Source organism: Nocardiopsis coralli (assembly GCF_014892575.1).
Classification (GTDB): Bacteria; Actinomycetota; Actinomycetes; order Streptosporangiales; family Streptosporangiaceae; genus Nocardiopsis; species Nocardiopsis coralli.
This window is the reverse complement of record NZ_JADBGI010000019.1, coordinates 79,650-100,336: the sequence shown is the minus strand read 5'-3', so window position 1 is coordinate 100,336 and position 20,687 is coordinate 79,650. Positions and strand designations below refer to the sequence as shown.

The window sequence follows — 20,687 nt, the reverse complement described above, 5'->3', positions numbered from 1 at the left end:
CGGTCCGGCCCGGTCAGTCCTGGCCGGGCTCCTCGTCGAAGGGCATCGCCATCATCGGGTCGTCCGTGGGCTGCTCGGAGCCGCCCTCGGGCTCCACGGTCACCGCGACGCCCTCGGTGTCGGGGTCCTCGACCGAGGCGAGCATGGGGGAGACCTCGCCCTCGTCGCCGACGTCCAGCACACCGGCCGAGTACACGGACCCGTCATCGCGGGTGAGCCAGAGCTGGTAGTCCTCGTCCGGGAGTTCCTCCAGGCCGTGGGCGCTGAAGACGACCTCGCCGCTGCTCGGCGAGCTCACCACCGTGGCCGAGACCTCCTCGTTCACCTCCGCGGAGGTGGTCACCGCGTCCGGGGCGGAGAGCACCGCGGCGATCTGGCGCTCGTTCTCCCGCAGCTCCTGCACCTGGCGGACCTGGTCGAAGACCACCCCGCCCAGCGCCAGGATCGCCACCAGGCACGCGGCCAGGGCCAGACTCGTGCCCCAGCCCCAGCGGCGCGGGGGTTCGGCGATCCGGGCCGGCGGCGGGGCGAGCTGGCGGGTCCGGGAGATCTCCGCCATCACCTTGGCGCGCATTTCCTCCGGTGGCGGGCTCGCGGCCGCCGACGCCAACCGCGCCGTGGTCTCGGCGAACCCGCGCACTTCCTGGACACAGGCGTCGCACTCGGCGAGGTGGTCCTCGAAGCGGACGCTCTCCTCGGGGGGCAGGGCGTCCAGGGCATATGCACCCGAGAGTGTGTGCTGGTCCTGGCTCAGTGTCTTCTTCACCAGTCCACCCCCAGGCAGTCTCGAAGTCGGATCAAGCCGTCCCGCATCCTCGTCTTGACGGTACCGAGCGGAGTGGACAGCAGGCGGGACACCTCGCGATAGGTGTAGCCGCCGTAGAAGGCCAGCCGCACGGACTGGCCCTGCAGTTCGGTCAGGGTCTCCAGGCACCGCCGCACACGCTCGCGCTCCATGCGGTCGGTCACCTCCTCGGAGACCTCGTCGTAGGGGCGTGTGCCGTCGGCGGTGGCGGCCCGCTGCTCACGTTCGGCCCCTGCCTGCTCGGAGCGGACGCGGTCCACGGCCCGCCGGTGGGCGAGGGTCATGACCCAGGCCTGGGGACTGCCGCGGCGCTCGTCGTAGCGGCAGGCGGAGCGCCACACCTCGACCAGCACCTCCTGGGACACCTCCTCGGACTGGGCCGGGTCGCGCAGGACCCGCCGCACCAGCCCGTAGACGGTGGGGCTCACCAGGTCGTACACCTTCCCGAACGCGTCCTCGTCGCCGCGGGCGACCAGACGCAGCAGCTCGGTGAGCTGCTGGGCGGGCGGTGCATGAGCCTTCGCCCCGACCCTGTGCGGGGTCACGGCTTCCTCGTCCATCCGTTCTCTTCCTGATCGGCGTGGTGGAGGTCCGGGGCCTGGACCTCTGGGGACCCGGGTGGTCCGGCCTCACCGCACGGGCCACCCGGGCGACTGTGTGCGTCCGGCGCGGGACCTACTCCATGTCCTCGCCGCCTTCTTCCCCGTCACCCGGCATGAGGACGGAGTCGATGATGTAGACGTTGGCGTTCGCGGTCTGCACGTTGCCGCAGACGACCTGGGCCTCACCGTCGACGGTGAAGTCCTCGCCGGCGCCCTCGGTGGTCACGTCCTCGCCCTGGAGCGAGGTGAACGTGCCGTCCTCGAGGTCGGCGGGCTCGTGCTGCCCTTCCACCACGTGGTAGGTCAGCACCTCGGTGAGCTGCTCCTGGTCCTCGAGCAGCGCGTTCAGGTCCTCCTCGGGGATCTCGTCGAACGCGTCGTTGGCGGGCGCGAAGACGGTGATGTCCTCGGCGGAGTTGAGCGTGTCGACCAGGTCGGCCTCCTCGACCGCCTCCACGAGCGTGGACAGCAGCGGGTTGTTGGAGGCGGCGGTCGCCACGGGCTCCTCGGCCATGCCGTCGAAGCTGCCGGCGCCCTCCTCCGGGACGTCCTCGCAGCCGGGACCGAAGTTGACGGCCGCCTCGTCGCCGCCGCCGTTCTCCTCCTGGCCTTCCATCCCGTTCTCTTCGGTCTCCTCGGTACCACCGGTGTTGGTGTCCTCGGCGTCCTCACCACCCATGTCGCCACCACAGGCGCTCAGGCCGAAGGCGAGGGCGGCACTGGCGGCGGTCACGGTCAGTGTGCTCTTGCGGATCATTGTTCTCTCCTTCATCGGTGCTGAACAGCGTTCTCGGTGGTTCGTGTCGGGATCGGCCGCCGACTACTCGGCCGTGAACCGGATGCGGTGCCAACCGGTGGCCCCGTCGGGCAACGGGTCCACACGTTCGGCGGGTTGGGTGAAGCCGGTGCCGTCGGTCGCGCGGACCTCGGCGCTGTGCATGCCCGGCTCCAGGTCGGTCTCGGCGATCCACTGCACCCAGGTGTCCAGTCCTGGAACCCGGGCCAGCTCCGCCTCCTGCCAGTCGCCGTCGTCCACTCGGACCTCGACGGCGTCGATGCCGCGCGTCTGGGCCCAGGCGACGCCGGCGAGCGTCACGTCGCCTGAGTCGACGCGCCCCAGAGGGGCGGGCACGTCGACGCGGGACATGGTCTTGATGGGGGCGCGCACGCCCCAGTCGCGCTGGGCCCAGTACGCCTCCTCGTCGGCGAACCGGGTCAGCTTGATCTCGGTGACCCACTTGGTGGCGCTGACGTAGCCGTACAGGCCGGGCACGACCATGCGCGCGGGAAAACCGTGCTGGTGGGGGAGGGGAACCCCGTCCATGCCCACGGCCAGCAGGGCGTCGCGGCCGTCCATCACCGTCTCGGTGGGTGTGCCGCAGGTCCAGCCGTCCTGGGAGGTGCTGAGGATCTGGTCGGCGCCCGACTGCACCCCGGCCCGGCGCAGCAGGTCGGCCAGGGGGAACCCGAGCCAGCGGGTGTTACCGACCAGGTCGCCGCCGATCTCGTTCGAGACGCAGGTGAGCGTGATGTCGGCTTCCTTGAGCGGCATCGACAGCAGCTCGTCCATATCGATCTCGAAGGGGCGGTCGACCATGCCGTGCACCCGCAGGGTCCACTGGGTGGAGTCGAGCCGCGGCACGGTCAGGGCCGTGTCGATGCGGTAGAAGTCCTGGTTGGGGGTGGTGAAGGGCGACAGCCCGGGGACCTGCAGGTCCACGCCGCGGGGCAGGGCGGGCAGTGGATCCTGGGCGGCCGGGAGGGAGAGGGACTCACGCGATCCGGGCCCCTCCAGGACCGACGGGAGCCAACGGCCGAGGGCACCGGCGGTACCGGACGCGGCCAGCACGCCGGCCGCGGTGAGGACGAAACCACGCCTTCCCTGTCCTCGGTCCGGTCCCGGGGCGGGCACATTCGCCCCGGTCTCCGGCGGTGTCCCCGGTTCTCCCCTCTCCCGGCCCCGCGGCGTCCCGGGCAGGCTCCGAAGGAGCAACCCGAGGGCCGCGGCCCCCGCCGCCACGGCGACGACGACGGGCACGAAGGCCCAGGCGTCGTCGTCACGGCGGAGGAACAGTGCGAGCGCCCCTGCGGCGCCGAACAGGAACAGCCCGGCGAACGCCGCCGGGGGCCGCCGCAGGGACACGACACCGAGAAACGCACCCGCGGCCACCAGTACTGCCACGACACCCGCCATCAGCACGAGCTTGTCGGCGGTGCCGAACAGCTCGATGGCCAGCTCCATCGCGGCCGGGGGACTGTTGTCCACCATGGCGTCCCCGACGGCGACCACGGGGGACGTCGTCCGGGCCAGTGCGGCGGTCAGTTCTGCGGCCCCCAGGGCCGCCCCGACCGTGAGCAGCCCGACGGCGATCCCCGTGGCGGTGGTCCGCCCGGGTGCCTTGGGTGCGCTCTCGCGTGTCTCTGTGCTCACGTGAGGTATTCGCGGCGGCGGGCGGGGCGGATGGGTCCGATCCCGAACTTTTTTCCGCCGACCGCGGACGGCCGCCGATCCGGACGCCCCCTGCCTGGTCGGAGCGCCCGCCTTGTCGTGCTCGTGGCACGGTGGGCCTCTTGTGGCGGCGGGGGGAGCGGTGCCATGTTCCGGTCGCGTGCGCGAGTGCAGGAGGATATGGCAGATACGTCCTCAGACACGATCGGAGTTCCCCCACATGGCGCGGAAGACACCCCTCGCAGTGGTCGCGCTGATGGTCTCGGGCAGCCTCCTGCTGACCGGTTGCACCGCCGTCTCGGACTGGTGGTCGGACACCTTCGAAGACGGCCCGCCGACGGTCAGGGAGGATTTCCCCTACGTCCGCGAGGGCCGCATCTTCCAGGACACCGGACAGGACGTCGAGACGACCTTCTCCGTCACCTCCCTGGAGCGCACCGACGACTACACGGTCATGCGGTACGAGGTCACCTACGACGACGACTTCACCGGGGCCAACCGCAACCTCAGCATGGCGCACACCCTGGTCGACCCCATGTCCGGTCGTGTGTACCGGCAGTTCCTCGACGACGAGGGCCTCAAGTACGGGTCGGAGAGCCCCAACGACGACGGCCTGTACCCGGTGCACGACGGCGTCACCAACGAGTTCATCCGCTACTTCCCCCGCCTGCCCGACAGCGTCGAGCAGGTCACCTTCGTCGGCAGCGGCCTGGGCGCGATGACCGGGATCCCCGTCCAGGACGTGGAGGAGGAGACCCCCGCCCCCGAGAACCCCAACGCCGACGACCACCTCACCCCCGACAGTCCCCCCTCGGGCGGTGAGAACATCACCTTCGAGAACCGCCCGCCGGACGACGACGCCCTCGCCGACGACGGCTGGGTGCAGAGCTTCGTCGACTCCGACGTCGCCTCCACCACGCGCGACGGCGACCGGGAGATCATCTCCCTGCACTCCGACGTGATGTTCGAGTTCGACCGCTCCGACCTCACCGGGGACGCCGAGGACGTCGTGCGCCGCGCCGCCACGACCCTCGCGCAGAACGTCGACCCCGACGAGCCGACCATCACCGTCATCGGCCACACCGACGGCATCGGCGACGACGCCTACAACGACAACCTGTCGGTGGAACGCGCCGAGAGCGTGCGCGACATGCTCGCCGAGGAGCTCGGCACCGACTACGACCTCGAGGTCGAGGGCCGCGGCAAGAGCGAACCCATCGCCCGTGAGGGCGGCGCGGACGACGACGAGGCACGGGCCCGGAACCGGCGCGTGGAGTTCTCCTACGTCTTCGACCCCACCGTGGACGCCTCGGAGGAAGAGGCCTACGACGACGACGGCCTCGGCGCGGCCCAGCGCAACGTCACCTGGCCGGCGCCCTACAGCGACGACCCCGGCCCGGTGGTCGACGAGGGCGAGGCCGACGGCGTGGAACTGGAGATCCACCCGCTGCGCCGCGACGGCGCCTACGTGATCGGCACGTTCACGCTGACCAACACCACCGACGAGCCGACCGTGCCGGAACTGGGCGGGTCGGAGAACATCGCCGGCGGCCCGGAACAGTTCAACAAGGGCACGCTGGGCGGGTTCCAGCTCGCCGAGCCCGACAGCGGGCTGACCCGGTACGTGGCGCAGATGGACTTCGGCGAGGGGCGCCACAGCAGCTTCGCCGAGGAGGTCCACATGCTCCAGCCCGGCAACACCTACGAGCTGGTCGCGGTCTTCCCCGCACCGGCCGTGGAGGTCGAGGAGATGAACCTGCGCGCCGGCCCGTTCGGCGAGTTCGAGGAGATCCCGGTCGAGCACTGAGGCCTCCGCACACAACGCGGCCCCGTCCCTGTGGGACGGGGCCGTTCGCCGTTCGGGCGGGGCGATGTGTCAGGCGCGGGCGTTCTCGGCGGCCTGGAGGACCACGCGCTCGAGGTCCTCGCGGTCGACGTCGGCGCCCGTGACGATCGCCGTCACGTAGAACTCGTCCGGCAGCTCCAGGTACAGGTGCGTGGAGGAACCGTCGACGGCCCCCACGTACTCCAGGTCGCCGCCCAGGTCGTCGGACTCGTCGGTGTGGTAGGTGTCCACGTCCACGTCGATGTCCACGTCCCAGTTCATCTCCTCAGCGTCACCCGGGACCGAGATGACGTCGGGGTTGGCGCTGGGGTCGGCGCCCTCGGTGAAGACGACGGTGAGCGTGCCGGACCCGGCCTCGCCGCCGCTGAGGGTGCAGGCGACTTGCGCGGCGCCGTCGATGTCGTCGATCTCGCCGCTCTCCTCGGACAGATCGGTGCCCGGGGCCAGCGCGCCGGCGGCCCCCGCGACGTCGGCGGCCTCGCAGGACTGCGGGAGGGCGTACCCGGAGGCCTGCTCCTCGTCCTCACCGTCCTCGTCCTCGCCGCCCTCCTCCTCGTCCTCGGGGGAGGGGCTCTCGCTGGGGTCGGGGGACTCCTCGCTCGAGAAGAAGTCGGGGGTGTCGAAGTCGAGGTCGATGTCGCTCCCCTCGCAGCCGGAGAGGAGGACGACGGCGGCGACGGCCGCGCCCAGGGGCGCCAGGGGGGTGGACGGGATCAGTCGCATGGGTGGCCTTCGGGTCGGGAGAGTGCCGGGTGGGGGAAGCCGCCCCGGCGGGGGACACACGTAACTCTAGGCAACGTCGGCCCGTGCGGGGATGCGCCATTGGGCCGGGCGCGTGTGCGGACCGTGCCGAGCTGCGCGCGAAGGGGTCATCGCCTGATCCGTATCCCGAATAGTGCATTCGCCGGAATCCCGCGCCGTTTTTCCTGTTCTGTCGTTCTCCGTGGCCTTCTGATTTCTTTCGTCGGTATCTTGTGTCGGGCGTCGATCCCCTCGCCCCGCCCCCCGCCGCAGCACATTCGCAGGAGCAATGCACATGCTCGACTCGGACGTCCGCCTGGAGTGGTTCGTCTCGTTCCTGGCCGTGATCGAGACCGGCAGTTTCGTCGCGGCGGCGGAGTCCACCCGCAGATCGCAGCCACGCGTGAGCCAGCACGTGGCGGCCCTGGAGAAGTTGATCGGCCAGCCCCTGTTCGACCGCAAGAAGCGCCCCGTCCAGCTCACCGACGCGGGCCGCGCTCTGGCCGTGCAGGCGCGCCACGTCCTGCGGGCGCTGGAGGAGGCCGAGTCGGCCATGGCCCCCTGGCGGGGCGGCACCCGCGGCATCGTCAGCCTGGGCTCCTATCCCAGCGCCAGCGCGGCCTTCGTCCCCGGGCTGCTCAAGGGGCTGGCCGCCACCGACCCCGACATCAAGGTCGTCATCTCGGAGCACGCCACCCTGGAGCTCGACGACCGCCTGGTCTCGGGCGGGGTCGACCTGTACCTGCGTCCGATGGCGCCCCGGCCGGCCTCCGCCTCCGTGGCGAGCCTGCCCCTGTGGCGGGAGCCGCTGGTGGTCCTGCACGCCGAGGGCCATCCGCTGGCGGAGTTGCCCGATCCGGTGCCGTTGGCGGCCGTGGCCGACCACCCGGTCGTGTCGATAGGGCGCCTGGGTGAACCCGAGACGGCCGAGTACGAGGCCCACCAGCTCTTCCAGGAGCACGGGCTGACCCTCGACCCGGTTCAGGCCACCAACCAGCCGCAGACCCTGGTCTCCCTGGTCGCGGAGGACATCGGGGTCGGGGTCACCAACGGGCTGGCAGCGTGGACCTCCGACACCACCGGGGTACGGGTGCGCCCCCTGGACGGGCCCCACGAGCGCAGGGTGGCGGTCTGCTGGGACTCCACCCGGCCGCTCACCCCGGCGGCCCGCAGCATCCTCAGGACCATCGTGGAAAGCGACACCCCGGCCGGAACGACCAGAATTACCCCGAACGGGCATGAACAACCGGACCGAGTATTGGTTCCACGAATAATCGCATAAGAGAATGGCGCTTCACGTGCCGAGTGCGAACCGGTACGGTCACCACCGAAGCCGTGAAGGGTATCCCGGCAGGTTCACGAATGCCGGACCCGTACGCGCATCCCCACACCGTCCCCCCCCCGAGCGGAGCCGACGGGCGTACCGGCGCGTTCACCCCAGGACGCCGACCACCCGCTCGTACGAGGGCAGCCACCCCCGCGTGATCGGAAATACCTGATGTTGCGACACCCCCACAGCACCCTGGCCATGGCCGGAACCGCCCTCCTGTTGCTGCCGGCATGTAGCGGCGGCGCCACCGTCGACGAGGACGTGGAAGGGGCCGAGGGTGCCGCAGGCGGGTCGGTGAACGCCGGGTACGTCTCCGCGATCGACCAGATCGGACTGCCGGTCGGGACCGAGGTCGGTTTCTTCGAGGACGAGAACCTCGACGTCACCCTCGCCGATCCCTTCCCCACCGGGGTGGACGCCATCAACGCCCTCGAATCGGGGGACGTCGACATCATCCAGGTCGGGGTGCCCGCCCTCGCCGCCGCGGAGGAGGGCGTCGACCTGGCCCTCGTCGGCAACTACACCGGCTCGGCCTCCCAACGCAGCATCGACGAGACCGCCGCGATCGTCGCCGCCGACGGTGTCGAGGTCGACCCCGAGGACCTCGGCACCCTGGAGGACCTCACGATCGGCACGACCTTCGGCTCCATCAACCACCTCTACCTCCTCGGCGTCCTCGAGGACGAGCGCATCGACCCCGAGGACATGGACCTGGTCAACACCGACCCGCCGGACATGGCCGTGGCCCTGGAGACCGGCGGCATCGACGCGGCCGTCATCTGGGACCCCTGGCCCATCACCATCACCGACCAGGTCGACGGCGCCGAGGAGGTGCTGCGGGGCGGCAGCTACATCCCCTTCGTCGGATACATCGCCACCAGCCCCGAGTACCTCGAGGAGAACCCCGAGCAGGTCGAGTCCTTCCTCCGCGCCCGCGCCGCCAGCGACCAGTGGATCCGGGACAACCCCCAGGACGCCGCCGACTCGGCCGCGCGCTGGCTCACCGGAACCGAGGAGCAGGTGGCCCGGGACGCCATGGAGTACAACATCGAGCAGCTCGACCCCCGGTTCTCGGCCTGCAACTACCTGGCGATGGACACCGTCGCGCTCCTGCTGGAGTCGCAGGGCGAGCTCGAGTACGACATCGACATCAACGAGCTCTTCGAGCCCGGTCCGATCCTCCAGGTGGAGGAGGACCACCCCGAGCTGTTCGACGGCCTCGAAGAGGTCCCCGACGGCGCGCAGATCGACGGCGACTACACGTTCGTGCGCGAGGTCGCCCAGGAGGACTGCGCCGTATGACGCCCGGGCCGGCGGGCAGTGCTGTGAGGGGCGCTGCCCGCCCCGGCGGGGCCCGGCCCCGATCCGGGCGGACCGGCGGCCGGGCCCGCGCCCTCTTCCGTTTCCTGCTGCCGCTCGCGGTGCTGACCGCCCTGTGGGCGCTGGTGGTCGAGGTCACCGGCGTTCCGATGCGGGTCTTCCCACAGGTCACGGACGTGGCTGCTGCCATCAGGGACATGGCCCTCAGCGGTGAGCTGGTCCAGCACCTGGGTGCGAGCCTGCGCCGGGTCCTGATCGGCAGCGTGATCGCGATCGGCACGGCCCTCCCGTTCGGTATCGCCCTGGGCGCCAGCCGTGCGCTCTCGGCCTTCTTCTCGCCCCTGCTGCGGTTCTCCGTGGCCCTGGCCGGCATCGCGTGGATCCCGATCGCGACCCTGTGGATCGGGTACGGCGACGGTGCGGTCATCTTCATCGTGTGGAACGCGATGTTCTTCGCGCTGGCCTACAACACCATGCTCGGCGTGCGCCGCATCCCGACCTCCCTGCTGCGTTCGGCCCGGTCCCTGGGGGCGGGGCGCTGGCGCATGTTCTGGGAGGTGCTGCTGCCCGGAGCCATGCCCAGCATCGTCAGCGGGCTGCGCGTCGGCCTCGGTTACGGATGGCGCGGGCTCGTCGCCGCCGAGATCATCGCCACCAGCGCCGGCCTCGGGTACGCGCTCTTCCTCGCCCAGTCGACCTTCTCCACCGACGTCATCATCGCCTCGATGGTGATCATCGGGGTTCTGTGGCTGCTCACCGACCGGCTCCTGCTCGCCCCGTTGGAACGCAACACGGTCGAGCGCTGGGGCATGGCGGGGGGTGAGCGCTGATGGCCGTGCGTACGCCCCGGACCCGCCGCCCCGTCCCGGTGCACCGCCGCGTGTGGGCCCGCCTCACACGCAGCCCGGCGTTCCGGACCCTCGGCCCGTTCGTGCCCGTGGTCGCCCTGTGGTGGATCCTGGCCGAGAGCGGACTGTTCCCGCCGGCCTTCTTCGTCGGACCGGACGTCGTGGCGGCCGAGTTCGTCGAGATGGTCCGCAAGGGCGTCCTGCCCGGCTACCTCTCCGACTCCCTGGAACGCCTCGTGTACGGGGTCGGGTTCGGGCTGCTCATCGGCCTGCCCATGGGTTTCCTGACCGCGATGTCGCTGCGCGTGCGCAGGGCGCTCTGGCCGATCCTGCTGTTCTTCCAGGCCATCGCCGACATCGCGTGGCTGCCGATCGTCATCGTCTGGTTCGGCTTCAGCCTCACCGCGGTCACGTTCGTCATCGTCTACACGATCATGTTCCCGCTCATGCTGAGCGTGGTCTCCGGCGTCGAACAGGTGCCCCGGGAACTCGTCCGGGCCGCGCGCAGCCTCGGCGCGGGCCGGACCCGGGTGTTCTTCGAGGTCGTCGTCCCGGGCGCGCTTCCGTCCATCGCCACCGGCATCCGGACCGGCCTGGGGTACGGATGGCGGGCCCTGGTGGCCGCCGAGATCATCGTCGGCACCAGCGGGATCGGCTTCATGATGTTCGACGCCCGCCGGGTGGGCGACGTCAGCCAGGTGTTCCTCGGGATGATCGTGCTCGGGGTCCTCTGGTACATGCTCGACGCGCTGATCCTGGCGCCGTTCGAGAAGGCCACCGTCGAGCGGTGGGGGATGGTGCGCAGCTTGGAGGAGGGCGACAGATGACCGCGCTGGTGATCGAGGGCCTGGAGAAGGTCTACACGGACGCGTACAGCGGCGAGGAGGTCGTCGCGATCGGGGACGTCTCCTTCACCGTGGAGCAGGGCGAGTTCGTGTCCGTCCTGGGCCCCAGTGGCTGCGGGAAGACCACCGTGCTCAACGCGGTCGCGGGGTTCGTGGACCCCACCGGCGGAGAGGTGCGGGTCGACGGGCACGAGGTGCGCGGGCCCGGGCCGGACCGTGGTGTGGTCTTCCAGAGCCACGCCCTGTTCCCCTGGAAGACCGTGCTCGGCAACGTCACCTTCGGGCTGCGCGTCCAGGGCATTCGGCGGCGGGAACGGGAGGAGCGCGGACGCGAGTTCCTCGAACTGGTCGGGCTGGACGGGTTCGAGCGGCGCTACCCGCACGAACTCTCCGGCGGTATGCAGCAGCGCCTGGGCGTGGCCCGGGTGCTGACCAACGAACCGGCCGTGATGCTCATGGACGAACCCTTCGCCAGCATCGACGCCCAGACCCGGCGCAGGCTCCAGGAGGACCTCACGCGCATCTTCGAGAAGCGGCGCCCCACGGTCTTCTTCGTCACCCACGACATCGACGAGGCCGTGTTTCTGTCCGACCGGATCGTCGTGCTCTCCCACCGCCCCAGCAGCGTGCAGGAGATCGTGCCGGTGGACCTGCCCCGGCCCCGCACCTGGCGCGCGGCGGTCGACGCACCCGCCTTCAGGGACACGGTCGCGCGGATCAACGACCTGCTCCGTGTGGACGAGGACCCGGAGGCCGGGGAACCGGAGCCGGCGGGTGGTGGGGCCGGTGCCTGACCGCTCGTTGCTGTCCCGGGCCGTGCGCAGCGCGACCCTGCGGCGGATCGCCGTCGTCGTGCTGCTGGTCCTGCTCTACCAGGCGTGGCTCGGACTGCAGTCCTTCGGCAAGGTCGAACCAGGCGTGGGCGAGGACCCCGACCAGCTCGGCAGGTTCGACGTCGACGTCGTGCTCGGCTTTCCCCCCGAGCGCTACCACCTGCTCAAACTCCAGGACCACGGCCGTATCGCGGGCACCGGCGACACCGTCGTCCACCTCAGGGGTGTCTCGCCCGCTGGGGTGGACGCGCTCACCCGCGAGTACTGGATCGACGGGATCGCCGTCCCCGAGGAACCACGATGACCGCCGCGGTCCGCAGCGCCGCGGACCGGGGACGCCGGCCCGCCCCGGGGCGTCCGTCCGAGACCCCCACGGGTCTCCGCCCCGGGGTGTCCCGGACCCGACGTGAGGAGCCACGTATGGACACAGCAGAGCAGCAGAGCCCCGACGACGGCGGGGTCGGCACCGCGAAGGAGGCCGGGGCCGTCGTGGTGCTCGGCGGTACCAGCGGGATCGGTGCGGCCGTCGCCGCACGTTTCGCCGCATCGGGCGCACGGGTGTGCGCCGCCGGGCTGCTGCCGGGGCAGGGGGAGGGCCCGCCGGACGGGCGCGTGGACGTGACCGAGCTCGACGTGACCGCCGAGGACGCCCTGGAGGACTACCTCGCCGGGATCCCCCGCATCACCGCGCTCGTCAACGCCGTCGGCACGATCCGCCGCCGCGAGGAGTTCGACCCCGCCGTGTTCGCGCACGTGGTCGAGGTCAACCTCACCTCGGTCATGCGCGCCTGTGTGGCGGCACGCCCCGCCCTGGCCGCCGCGGGAGGGAGCGTGGTCAACGTGGCCTCCATGCTGAGCTTCTTCGGCGGCCCCCTCGTGCCCGGCTACAGCGCCAGCAAGGGCGGCGTCACCCAGCTCACCCGCTCCCTGGCGGTCGCGTGGGCGCGCGACGGCGTGCGCGTCAACGCCGTCGCGCCCGGGTGGATCAGCACCGACCTGACCGCGGGCGTCCGTGAGGATCCCGAGGCCGAGGACCGCATCGTCTCCCGCACGCCCATGGGCCGGTGGGGCCGCCCCGAGGAGGTCGCCGGGGCCGTCGAGTTCCTGTGCGGACCCGACGCCGCCTTCGTCACGGGCGCCGTCCTGCCCGTGGACGGCGGCTACCTCGCCGCCTGACCTTCCGTCCGTACCGACCTCTGCCCACGACAGCCACCCGCAAGGAGGAACCCGGTGCCGAACAACGCCCCCGTCATCACCCCGTCGAGCGGTATCCCCGCCGAGATCGCCGTCCCCGCGGTGCCCGACGACCCCCGTGTGTGGGTTCCCCAGGCGCCCGACGTCTGGTTCCGCCCGCTCATGCTCAACACCGTCACCGGCCAGTGGTGCAACCTGCTGAAGGTCACCGCCTCGGGTGTGGTCTCGCGCCACCGCCACCCGGGCGCGGTGTTCGGGTACGTCATCGAGGGCAAGTGGCAGTACCACGAGCACGACTGGGTCGCCGAGGCCGGGCACTTCGTCTACGAGCCGCCGGGGGAGATCCACACCCTGGAGGTGCCCCCGGACTGCGACCACATGGTCACCTTCTTCAACATCACCGGCGCCATGGTCTACGTCGACGACGACGGGGCCCAGACCGGGTACGAGGACGTCTTCACCAAGATCGAGATGGCCCGCGCCCACTACGAGCGCGAGGGGCTCACCGACCTGCTGGACACCCTGATCCGCTGACGGCGAAGGGCCGGGCACGGCCGCGGACGGTCGTGCCCGGCCCCTCGCCGGGTGGTCGGGTCAGAAGTTGATCATGTGCCCGGCCAGGCCGTGCACAGCCTCCTTGACCGCCTCGCTCAGCGTCGGGTGCGCGTGGATGTTGCGCGCGACCTCGTGCACCGTGAGGTCCCACTGCTGGGCCAGCGTCAGCTCCGGCAGCAGCTCAGTGACGTCCGGGCCGATCATGTGCGCGCCGATGATCTCCCCGTAACGCGCGTCCGAGAGCACCTTGACGAACCCGCGGCTGTCGCCGAGCCCGTGCGCCTTGCCGTTGCCCATGAACGGGAACTTCGCGACCTGCACGTCGTACCCGGCCTCGCGCGCCTCGCTCTCGCTGTAACCGAAGGCGGCGATCTGCGGCTGGCAGTAGGTGGCGCGGGGGATGAACCGGTAGTCGATCTCCTGCGTCTCGGCGCCCCCGATGGTCTCGGACGCGACGATGCCCATCGCCTCCGCGGTGTGCGCCAGCATGAGCTTGGCGGTCACGTCGCCGATCGCGTAGATGTGCGGGACGTTGGTGCGGCCCCTGCCGTCGATGGCGATGGCGCCGCGTTCGGTCAGCTCCACCCCGGCGCGGTCCAGGCCGAAGCCCTCGACGTTGGGGGAGAAGCCGATGGCCTGCAGCAGCTTGTCGGCCTCCAGGGTCTGCGACTGGCCGTCGGTCGTGGTGACCTGGACCTTCACCCCGGACCCGGTGTCCTCGACCGATTCCACCCGGGTGGAGGTCATGACCTTGACCCCGAGCTTCTTGAACGAGCGGCCGAGCTCCTTGGAGACCTCCTCGTCCTCCAGCGGCACGATCCGGTCGAGGAACTCCACGACGGTGACGTCCACGCCGTAGTTGGCCATGACGTAGGCGAACTCGACACCGATCGCGCCCGCACCGGCGATGACGATGCTCCCGGGCAGCTTCTCCTCGAGGATCTGCTGCTCGTAGGTGACGACCCGCTCGGACAGCTCGGTCCCGGGAAGGAGCTTGGTGGAGGAGCCCGACGCGATGATCGCGTTGTCGAACGTGACGGTCTCGGTGGACCCGTCCTCGCCGCGCACCTCGACCGTGTGGTCGTCGGTGAACGTGCCGCGGCCGTTCAGCTGGGCGATCTTGTTCTTCTTCATGAGGAAGTGGATGCCCTTGACCCGGCCGTCCGCGACCTCACGGCTGCGGCTGTGCGCCTTGCCGTAGTCGAACCGCACCGACCCGTCGACCTCGATGCCGAAGGTGTCGGCCTCGTTGTGGAACAGGTGCGCGAGCTCGGCGTTGCGCAGCAGCGCCTTGGAGGGGATACAGCCCACGTTGAGGCAGACCCCGCCCCAGTACTTCTCCTCGACGACGGCAACGTTCAGCCCCAGCTGAGCGGCCCGGATCGCCGCGACGTACCCACCCGGCCCAGCACCGAGGACCACCAGATCGAAGTGTCGCTGTCCCATGACGGGATCTCCTTGAGTGTCTGCGTTACGCACCCGGCGCAGCCGACCGGCCCCGGGGTGTCGGATTGCCGGTCCCAGGCTAGTCCGACACCCCTGGCCCGCGAGTGACCATCAGCAGCGGAGGGGTCACTTTCGGTCGAGGCGCTCGGTCTCGGCGTCGTAGGCCTCGGCCGCCTCGGCCAGGGCAGCCGCCTTGCGCCTCTTCGCGTCGCGGGAGGCCAGGTAGCTCGGGAGCATCGCCATCGCGAAGATCAGCGCGACCATGATCCAGGTTGCGTACCGGTCGACCAGGAGCACCAGGTCCACCCCGGTCTGCCCCGACGAGAAACCGATCCAGGCCACCGCCGCCGTCACCATCAGCGCGCCCAGGGCGTCCAGCAGCAGGTAGGTGCGCAGCCGCATCCCGCTGACCCCGGCCATGATGTGCGGGACCCCGCCGGGCACCCCCGGCAGGTAACTGAACAGGATCACCAAGCGCATGACCCAGGGGTTCATGGACTCCATGCGCTCGACGAAGCGCCGGGCCCGCTCACCCTGCACCAGGAACCGCACGATGCCGTGGCCCCAGCGGCGGCCCACCCACCAGAACAGCCAGTCGATCTTGATCTTGCCGATGACCCCGGCCAGCACCACGATCCACAACGTCTCCTGGCCGATGCTCGCGAGCGCACCGCCCGCACCGATGGCCGCGTAACTACCCGTGATCAGGGCCAGTGGTACCGGGTGGTCGGCGATGAAGAGGGGGCGCAGCGGCATCGTGAGCAGGAAGAACGCCGGGATCACCACGGCCAGCCAGAGCAGGACCTTGTCCTGCCGCTGCGCCTTGCCCTTCCAGGGCTTGAGGTCGCGCAGCTTGGCCTGGGCGCGTTCGTTCTCCTCCGCCTGCCACGCCTCCTCGGCCGCGCGCAGGGCCTCGTCGCGGGAGGGGCGGGGGGTGGTGCTCTCCGTCGTCATGTCCACCATCCTGGCTCCGGCCGAGGGGCGCGGAACAGACACCGCCGTCACGACCTGCGCGTGTGTTGTGCGGGGCAGGGACCATGACAGCTGTCATACCGCGCCGGGCGCTCACCGACCGGGAGGCTGCGGCCACCTCCACGACGGGGCCCACGACCAGCTGTCCGCGACACCCTTCGGCAGCGGTGGGAGGAGCGGGGCGCCGGGGGCGTCCTGGGGCTCGGGTTCCGGTTCCGGTACGTTCCGCGCCGCCGGTTCCGGGGCGGGTTCGGGTTCCGTTGCCGACCGGGCCGCCGGGGCCGGAACGGGCTCGGGAAGCGGGGGATCGTCGTCCAGCTCCTCCGGTTCCGCGGGCTCCGTGTGCGCGCCGAAGGGGCCCGGGCCGAACGCGTCGGGGTCGGCCGGCGGGTCGGTCAGCTCCGGCGGTAGGGCCGCGAACTGGGTCGAGATCGGGCCGGAGTCGGCCTCGGCGAAGTGCGCGGCCACACCGAAGTGCAGGGGCGGGTGCGGATCCCCGTCCTCCTCGCGTTCGATACCGGGCGCCTGCGGGTGGCGCACCGACCCGGCCGGGTGCATGCGCGACCACCAGGCCGTCGCCTCGTCCGCGGTGAGCTCGTCGACCACCTCGAGGGAACCGGGGATGCGCGGGTGGCGCCGTCCGGCCCGCCACGAGTGCGACAACGACTGCGGCTCCAACACCAGGACCCGCTCGCCGTCGACCACGGGGATGTCGGCCGGGACCGCGTCGTTGCCGACCCACTCGCCGTTGCCGCCCACCAGGTCCCACTCGCCGGTGACCACGTCGGCCAGCGGGTCGGCCGTGCCGTCCAGGCACGCGGCTGCCCATCTGGGGTCCGGGCGGGTCCCCGGCAGGCGGCGGCCCTCCTTGCCGACGAGCGCGTCCGCGAGCAGGGTGTGCAGCTGGAAGTTGTCGCCCAGGCCGTCGACGCGCACCCGGAACCCGCGCCACGACGCCCGGTCCAGGACCAGCAGGTACTCGACCTCGGCCATGCGCAGGAGCTCGCCCAGCTCGACGAACTCGTGCAGCCGGATGGAGAGCGCGTGCACGATCTGCGTGAGGCCCTCGAGCGCGCCCGCGTCCGCGCGCACGGCCGCGCGCACCCCGGTGTCGCTCAGCATCGCCTTCGCGGCCAGGCCGTAACGCAGGGAGGTCCACCAACCGATGGTGGCCAGGGGCGCGTTCTCGCCCAGGACCTCCTCGACGCGCTTCTCCTGCGTGCCGGAGACCTCCCCGGGCTCGGGCAGGCGTCCGCCCCCGGTCTTGTCCCAGGCGTGCATGAAGGCGACGGCGGCCTGCCCGTAACTGCCCAGCTGGCGCAGGACCTCCAGGCCGACCTGGCCGGCGGGGGCGCCGTTCTCGACGAGGGCACCGGCCAGCACGGACAGGTCCGCGGCGATGCCGGCGGCCTGTTCGCAGTCGCTGAGCACGGGGGCGAGGGCCTCCATCGCGTGGCCCAGCTCTTCGTGCGGCACCTGCGTGGAGAGCCGGAACACGTCGTGCACGGCCTCCGGGAAGTCCGGGGCCTGGGCGGCGGCGGTGTCGAGCACCCGTTGGAACGCGGATCGGAACTCTTCAGTCACGCCGAAATCCTTCCACATCCGGCGCGTCCGTCCGAAGTCGCAGGTACCCCGACGGCCGGAGGAGCCCCAGGTGGTACCGGGTCCCGAGGTCGTGGAGGGCGGAACCGGGAGAGGGCGAGGGGCGTCGGTGCTACCCGAGAACCGCCACCGACCCCCGGCCAGAACGAAGGACCCCCGGCCCCACATGAAGACCGCACCCCTGGCCGCCCTCGCCGTCGCAGCCGTCGCCCTCACCGGCTGCACGACCCTGGGCGGCGGCGAGTACGACCGCATCCCGAACTACAGGGTCGACGCCGAGGTCGGCCCCGACGGCGACGTCGCCATCACCGAGACCATCACCTACGACTTCTCCGACGAACCCAGCCCCGGGCTGTACCGGGAGATGCCGGTGACCTTCCAGGAGGAGGACGGCACCCGGCGCCCCGTGGAGGTGCACGGCGTCGAGGTCGTCAGCCCTTCCGGCGCGCCCACCGGGATCCGGGAGTCGGAGACCAGCAACGGTTGGTACACGCTCCGGGTCGGTGACACCTCCGACCAGGTCACCGGCGAGCAGACCTACGAGCTCTCCTACACCCTCACCGGCGCGGTGACCGAGGACGGCCAGGGCCGGCCCGAGCTGTACTGGGACTTCATCGGCACCGGGTGGTCGGTCCCGATCGACTCCGCGCAGGTCACCGTGGACGCGCCCGGCATCGAGGACGTCCAGTGCGCGGTCGGCGACGAGGAAGAAGGCTGGGAGGAGGACTGCGGGACCTCCGAGCACAGCGGTGAACGGGCCGAGTTCGCCGCCGACGACCTCGGGTCCGGAGCGGCGCTGACCGCGGCGGTGCGGATGCCCGAGGGCGCTGCCGAGACTTCCGACGCGACGACGTCCGCGCCGCTCCCGCGCTGGCTCACGCTCTCCGGTGTCGCCTGGCTCGTCGGGTTCGCCGCCGCCGGTGCCGCGCTGCTCTGGTTCCGAGGGATGCGGGACCGCAGCGTGCGGGAGAAGGCACGGCGCACGTGGCCCGCCGGGGTGCCGCCGCAGCTGTCCGCGGCCGCCGCCGGGTACCTGCTGCGCAACGAGAAGCTCCACCCGGATCACGTGCTGGGCGCGCTCATGGAGATGGAGGAGAAGGGGCTCCTGTTCTCCCGTCCCCACCCGACGCGGCACGGGGACTACACCTTCGAGCCCGGCCACGCGCCGGCCGTGCCGCCCGCCCCCGCCGAGCGGGTGTTGCTCGAGGTGATGTTCCGGCAGGGGTCGGCGCCGGTGGACCTCGACGTGCTCGCCGGACGCCTCGACACCGCGACCGCGCGGAACCTGGGGCGGATGTTGCGGGAAGAGGGGCACCGCCTCGGGCTGTACCGCGACAACGCCAGGTACCAGGTGCACACGCTGGTGATGACGCTGATGCTCTTCGGTGTGTTCCTGACCCCGCCGCTGCTCAACGACACGTTCCACCTGGGCATGGGGCAGCTGACCGCGATCGGGGCGGTCCTGTTCGGGCTGTGCCTCTTCGGTGCGCTGCTGCCGTCGGGTGTGACCCCGTACGGGCACAACGTGACCCGCGACCTGGCCGAGGTGAAGCACAACCCTGCCGGGAACCCGGCGGGACCGGTGGACCCGCGGGCCGCGTGGGCCACGGGCCTGCGGCCGTCGGTGCTGCTGGCCGTGGGCGCGCCGATCCCGGTGCCGCCGGGGATGCAGGCCATGCGGCCGGCGTTCCACCAGGACGAGGCCTACCGCAGGCGGTGGACCTCGCGGCTGCACTCGAAACTGACCCCGTCCTCCGGGCCGTCCGGCGGCGGAGGCTCCTCCGGAGGCGGCTTCTCCGCCGGCGGCGGTGGCGGTGGCGGCGGCGGAGGCCGCGGCTGACCCGACGCCCGTACGGGAGCGGCCTTCGGCCGACGCGGGCGACTGCCCGCGTTCGCACAGGGTTGGTAGCCATGGGGCGGGAGCACCCATGCGCGCAGGGGCCGGTTTCCACTGGGGGACGGGCTGCGCGCATGCGCTCGGGGCCGACGGTCCTCGACGTCTGTACCTTGCCCCGGTCCGGTCCGGGAAGGAGCGCGGTGGACCGGGGCGATGATCCTCGGCCCGCTCTACCCGTCGAACTCCCGCAGCACCCGGAACTCCACCCCGGCGCGGGGCAGCCGGTCGATGAGCGCCTGACCCATCGCGACCGCCGTCGTGACCTGCCCCGAGGTCTCGGGAAGGTTGTCCTGCCACAGGCACAGCGCCGACTCCGCGAGCATCCCCGACGTCGCCCGGTACCCCGGCTCACCACCGGAGACCAGCGTGTGCACCCGGCGTCCGCCACCGGAACCGGCGAAGTGCACCGTGAACCACCCGTCGGTGAGCTGCTCCTCCGTCGGCCCCTCGCCCGGCGCGCGCAACGCACCCAGGCGCTCGCGCAGGGCGGGCACCTGAGCCGCGGCCATCACGCCGGCCGCACCGCCCACGGCCCCGACCGCGCTGGTCAGGTGCCGGAACGCCGCGTAGTGCCCGTACGTGAACTCCGGCCCGTAACGCTCCAGCGCCGCCGCGGACGACACGACCACCTTCGGGTCGAGGGTCGGCAGCGGGGTCGTCCACCCGCGCGCGAGCCTGGTGCGGGGCCGCCCGCTGCGGTCGATCCGCACACGGCGCCCCTCGGGACGCCCTTCCAGCGCACGCCGTTCCTTCGACGCCTCGACCATGTCCTTGGGGTCGCCGAACGCACCCAGGGCCGAGTGCAGCGTTCCACCGGACGCCGTCCCGCGCGCCCGTACGAAACCCTCCACGTGCAGCGGGACGTCCTCGGGCAGGTGCCCGACCGTGAACAGCGTCCCCAGGTCGTGGGGGATCGAGTCGAACCCGCACGCGTGCACGAGCCGCGCCCCGGTCCGCTGCGCCGTGGCGTGGTGCCGCACGTACATGCGGTCCACGAACGCGGGCTCCCCGCACAGGTCGACGTAGTCCGTGCCCTCCTCGGCGCACGCGGCCACCAGGGGCTCCCCGTACTGGCTGTAGGGCCCGACCGTGGTGATGACGACCCGCGCCGAGGCCGCCAACCGGCGGATCGACCCGGGGTCCTCCACGTCGGCCAGCAGCAGGTCGGGCTCGGGCCGGTCCGGCGCGATCGCGGCGAGCTCGGAGCTCAGGGCCTCCAGTTTCGTGCGGTCGCGCCCTGCCAGGGCCCAGCGCAGCTCGCGCGGGGCGTGGGTGGCGAGGTACTCGGCGGTCAGCGCTCCGGTGTACCCGGTGGCGCCGAACAGGACGATGTCGTGACCGCGGTCCACGGTGGTCCAACCTCTCGCGAAGGGGGTGACGTACGCAGGCGCCAGTGTGTCAG

General features: G+C 71.6%; 19 protein-coding genes. 10 read left to right on the top strand and 9 right to left on the bottom strand.

Going from position 1 to position 20,687, the window contains the following annotated elements; genetic code table 11:
- Positions 1-13: 13 nt before the first annotated feature.
- From IDM40_RS20230 to IDM40_RS20215, 4 genes are all read right to left on the bottom strand, one after another.
- Positions 14-766, bottom strand: a complete 753-nt coding sequence (locus tag IDM40_RS20230; RefSeq protein WP_193123600.1) for an anti-sigma factor — start codon at positions 764-766, stop codon at positions 14-16.
- Complete coding sequence (locus IDM40_RS20225; RefSeq protein ID WP_216631053.1) at positions 763-1,365, bottom strand: sigma-70 family RNA polymerase sigma factor; 603 nt, start codon at positions 1,363-1,365, stop codon at positions 763-765. The genes IDM40_RS20230 and IDM40_RS20225 overlap by 4 nt, the downstream gene beginning before the upstream one ends.
- A gap of 115 nt (positions 1,366-1,480) precedes the next feature.
- Positions 1,481-2,164 carry a fasciclin domain-containing protein gene (locus tag IDM40_RS20220; RefSeq protein WP_193123599.1) on the bottom strand — a complete coding sequence of 228 codons (684 nt, stop codon included), beginning with the start codon at positions 2,162-2,164 and terminating at the stop codon, positions 1,481-1,483.
- A 63-nt stretch (positions 2,165-2,227) separates the two neighbouring features.
- Positions 2,228-3,838, bottom strand: coding sequence for a molybdopterin-dependent oxidoreductase (locus IDM40_RS20215; RefSeq protein ID WP_193123598.1), 1,611 nt, complete (start codon positions 3,836-3,838; stop codon positions 2,228-2,230).
- Positions 3,839-4,076: 238 nt separating this feature from the next.
- On the opposite strand from IDM40_RS20215, the gene IDM40_RS20210 reads away from it, so the two are divergent.
- Positions 4,077-5,663: an OmpA family protein gene (locus tag IDM40_RS20210; protein WP_193123597.1), complete on the top strand. Its 1,587-nt coding sequence runs from the start codon at positions 4,077-4,079 to the stop codon at positions 5,661-5,663.
- A 69-nt stretch (positions 5,664-5,732) separates the two neighbouring features.
- Here IDM40_RS20210 and IDM40_RS20205 read toward each other — a convergent pair whose 3' ends face one another.
- On the bottom strand, positions 5,733-6,425 hold the full coding sequence (locus IDM40_RS20205) for a hypothetical protein (protein WP_193123596.1): 693 nt from the start codon (positions 6,423-6,425) through the stop codon (positions 5,733-5,735).
- 313 nt (positions 6,426-6,738) lie between these two features.
- Here IDM40_RS20205 and IDM40_RS20200 point away from each other — a divergent pair, with 313 nt between their 5' ends.
- The 8 genes from IDM40_RS20200 (at position 6,739) to IDM40_RS20165 (ending at position 13,347) form a co-directional block, all read left to right on the top strand.
- On the top strand, positions 6,739-7,725 hold the full coding sequence (locus tag IDM40_RS20200) for a LysR family transcriptional regulator (RefSeq protein WP_193123595.1): 987 nt from the start codon (positions 6,739-6,741) through the stop codon (positions 7,723-7,725).
- 216 nt (positions 7,726-7,941) lie between these two features.
- Entirely contained in the window at positions 7,942-9,075 is a 1,134-nt protein-coding gene (locus tag IDM40_RS20195) for an ABC transporter substrate-binding protein (RefSeq protein WP_193123594.1), read from the top strand.
- Positions 9,072-9,923 carry an ABC transporter permease gene (locus tag IDM40_RS20190; protein WP_193123593.1) on the top strand — a complete coding sequence of 284 codons (852 nt, stop codon included), beginning with the start codon at positions 9,072-9,074 and terminating at the stop codon, positions 9,921-9,923. Before IDM40_RS20195 ends, IDM40_RS20190 begins: the two co-directional genes overlap by 4 nt.
- Positions 9,923-10,768, top strand: a complete 846-nt coding sequence (locus tag IDM40_RS20185) for an ABC transporter permease (RefSeq protein WP_193123592.1) — start codon at positions 9,923-9,925, stop codon at positions 10,766-10,768. The genes IDM40_RS20190 and IDM40_RS20185 overlap by 1 nt, the downstream gene beginning before the upstream one ends.
- Positions 10,765-11,580 carry an ABC transporter ATP-binding protein gene (locus IDM40_RS20180; RefSeq protein WP_193123591.1) on the top strand — a complete coding sequence of 272 codons (816 nt, stop codon included), beginning with the start codon at positions 10,765-10,767 and terminating at the stop codon, positions 11,578-11,580. Before IDM40_RS20185 ends, IDM40_RS20180 begins: the two co-directional genes overlap by 4 nt.
- Positions 11,573-11,923: a hypothetical protein gene (locus IDM40_RS20175; protein ID WP_193123590.1), complete on the top strand. Its 351-nt coding sequence runs from the start codon at positions 11,573-11,575 to the stop codon at positions 11,921-11,923. Before IDM40_RS20180 ends, IDM40_RS20175 begins: the two co-directional genes overlap by 8 nt.
- Positions 11,924-12,039: 116 nt before the next feature.
- Entirely contained in the window at positions 12,040-12,795 is a 756-nt protein-coding gene (locus tag IDM40_RS20170; RefSeq protein WP_193123589.1) for an SDR family NAD(P)-dependent oxidoreductase, read from the top strand.
- A 54-nt stretch (positions 12,796-12,849) separates the two neighbouring features.
- Positions 12,850-13,347, top strand: a complete 498-nt coding sequence (locus IDM40_RS20165) for a 2,4'-dihydroxyacetophenone dioxygenase family protein (protein ID WP_193123588.1) — start codon at positions 12,850-12,852, stop codon at positions 13,345-13,347.
- Between the two features lie 60 nt (positions 13,348-13,407).
- Here the strand turns inward: IDM40_RS20165 and lpdA are convergent, their stop codons facing one another.
- The 3 genes from lpdA to IDM40_RS20150 all read right to left on the bottom strand — a co-directional run bounded on the left by lpdA (position 13,408) and on the right by IDM40_RS20150 (position 17,388).
- Positions 13,408-14,814, bottom strand: a complete 1,407-nt coding sequence (lpdA, locus tag IDM40_RS20160; protein ID WP_193123587.1) for a dihydrolipoyl dehydrogenase — start codon at positions 14,812-14,814, stop codon at positions 13,408-13,410.
- 126 nt (positions 14,815-14,940) lie between these two features.
- Positions 14,941-15,768 (bottom strand): DedA family protein, encoded by an 828-nt coding sequence (locus tag IDM40_RS20155; protein WP_193123586.1) that lies wholly within the window; start codon positions 15,766-15,768, stop codon positions 14,941-14,943.
- A 111-nt stretch (positions 15,769-15,879) separates the two neighbouring features.
- A complete protein-coding gene (locus IDM40_RS20150; protein ID WP_216631052.1) occupies positions 15,880-17,388 on the bottom strand; it encodes a hypothetical protein in 1,509 nt (502 codons plus the stop codon).
- Between the two features lie 166 nt (positions 17,389-17,554).
- Here IDM40_RS20150 and IDM40_RS20145 point away from each other — a divergent pair, with 166 nt between their 5' ends.
- Positions 17,555-19,228: a DUF2207 domain-containing protein gene (locus tag IDM40_RS20145; RefSeq protein WP_193123584.1), complete on the top strand. Its 1,674-nt coding sequence runs from the start codon at positions 17,555-17,557 to the stop codon at positions 19,226-19,228.
- A 227-nt stretch (positions 19,229-19,455) separates the two neighbouring features.
- Here the strand turns inward: IDM40_RS20145 and IDM40_RS20140 are convergent, their stop codons facing one another.
- On the bottom strand, positions 19,456-20,634 hold the full coding sequence (locus tag IDM40_RS20140) for a saccharopine dehydrogenase family protein (protein WP_193123583.1): 1,179 nt from the start codon (positions 20,632-20,634) through the stop codon (positions 19,456-19,458).
- Positions 20,635-20,687 lie beyond the last annotated feature (53 nt).

Bases quoted from the DNA above. Each gene is read 5' to 3' on its own strand.
- IDM40_RS20190 (WP_193123593.1), top strand. From the start codon at position 9,072: ATGACGCCCGGGCCGGCGGGCAGTGCTGTGAGGGGCGCTGCCCGCCCC.
- IDM40_RS20180 (WP_193123591.1), top strand. From the start codon at position 10,765: ATGACCGCGCTGGTGATCGAGGGCCTGGAGAAGGTCTACACGGACGCG.
- IDM40_RS20220 (WP_193123599.1), bottom strand. From the start codon at position 2,164: ATGATCCGCAAGAGCACACTGACCGTGACCGCCGCCAGTGCCGCCCTC.
- IDM40_RS20155 (WP_193123586.1), bottom strand. From the start codon at position 15,768: ATGACGACGGAGAGCACCACCCCCCGCCCCTCCCGCGACGAGGCCCTG.
- IDM40_RS20225 (WP_216631053.1), bottom strand. From the start codon at position 1,365: ATGGACGAGGAAGCCGTGACCCCGCACAGGGTCGGGGCGAAGGCTCAT.
- IDM40_RS20150 (WP_216631052.1), bottom strand. From the start codon at position 17,388: ATGTGGAAGGATTTCGGCGTGACTGAAGAGTTCCGATCCGCGTTCCAA.
- lpdA (WP_193123587.1), bottom strand. From the start codon at position 14,814: ATGGGACAGCGACACTTCGATCTGGTGGTCCTCGGTGCTGGGCCGGGT.
- IDM40_RS20210 (WP_193123597.1), top strand. From the start codon at position 4,077: ATGGCGCGGAAGACACCCCTCGCAGTGGTCGCGCTGATGGTCTCGGGC.
- IDM40_RS20195 (WP_193123594.1), top strand. From the start codon at position 7,942: ATGTTGCGACACCCCCACAGCACCCTGGCCATGGCCGGAACCGCCCTC.
- IDM40_RS20145 (WP_193123584.1), top strand. From the start codon at position 17,555: ATGAAGACCGCACCCCTGGCCGCCCTCGCCGTCGCAGCCGTCGCCCTC.
- IDM40_RS20205 (WP_193123596.1), bottom strand. From the start codon at position 6,425: ATGCGACTGATCCCGTCCACCCCCCTGGCGCCCCTGGGCGCGGCCGTC.
- IDM40_RS20200 (WP_193123595.1), top strand. From the start codon at position 6,739: ATGCTCGACTCGGACGTCCGCCTGGAGTGGTTCGTCTCGTTCCTGGCC.
- IDM40_RS20170 (WP_193123589.1), top strand. From the start codon at position 12,040: ATGGACACAGCAGAGCAGCAGAGCCCCGACGACGGCGGGGTCGGCACC.
- IDM40_RS20185 (WP_193123592.1), top strand. From the start codon at position 9,923: ATGGCCGTGCGTACGCCCCGGACCCGCCGCCCCGTCCCGGTGCACCGC.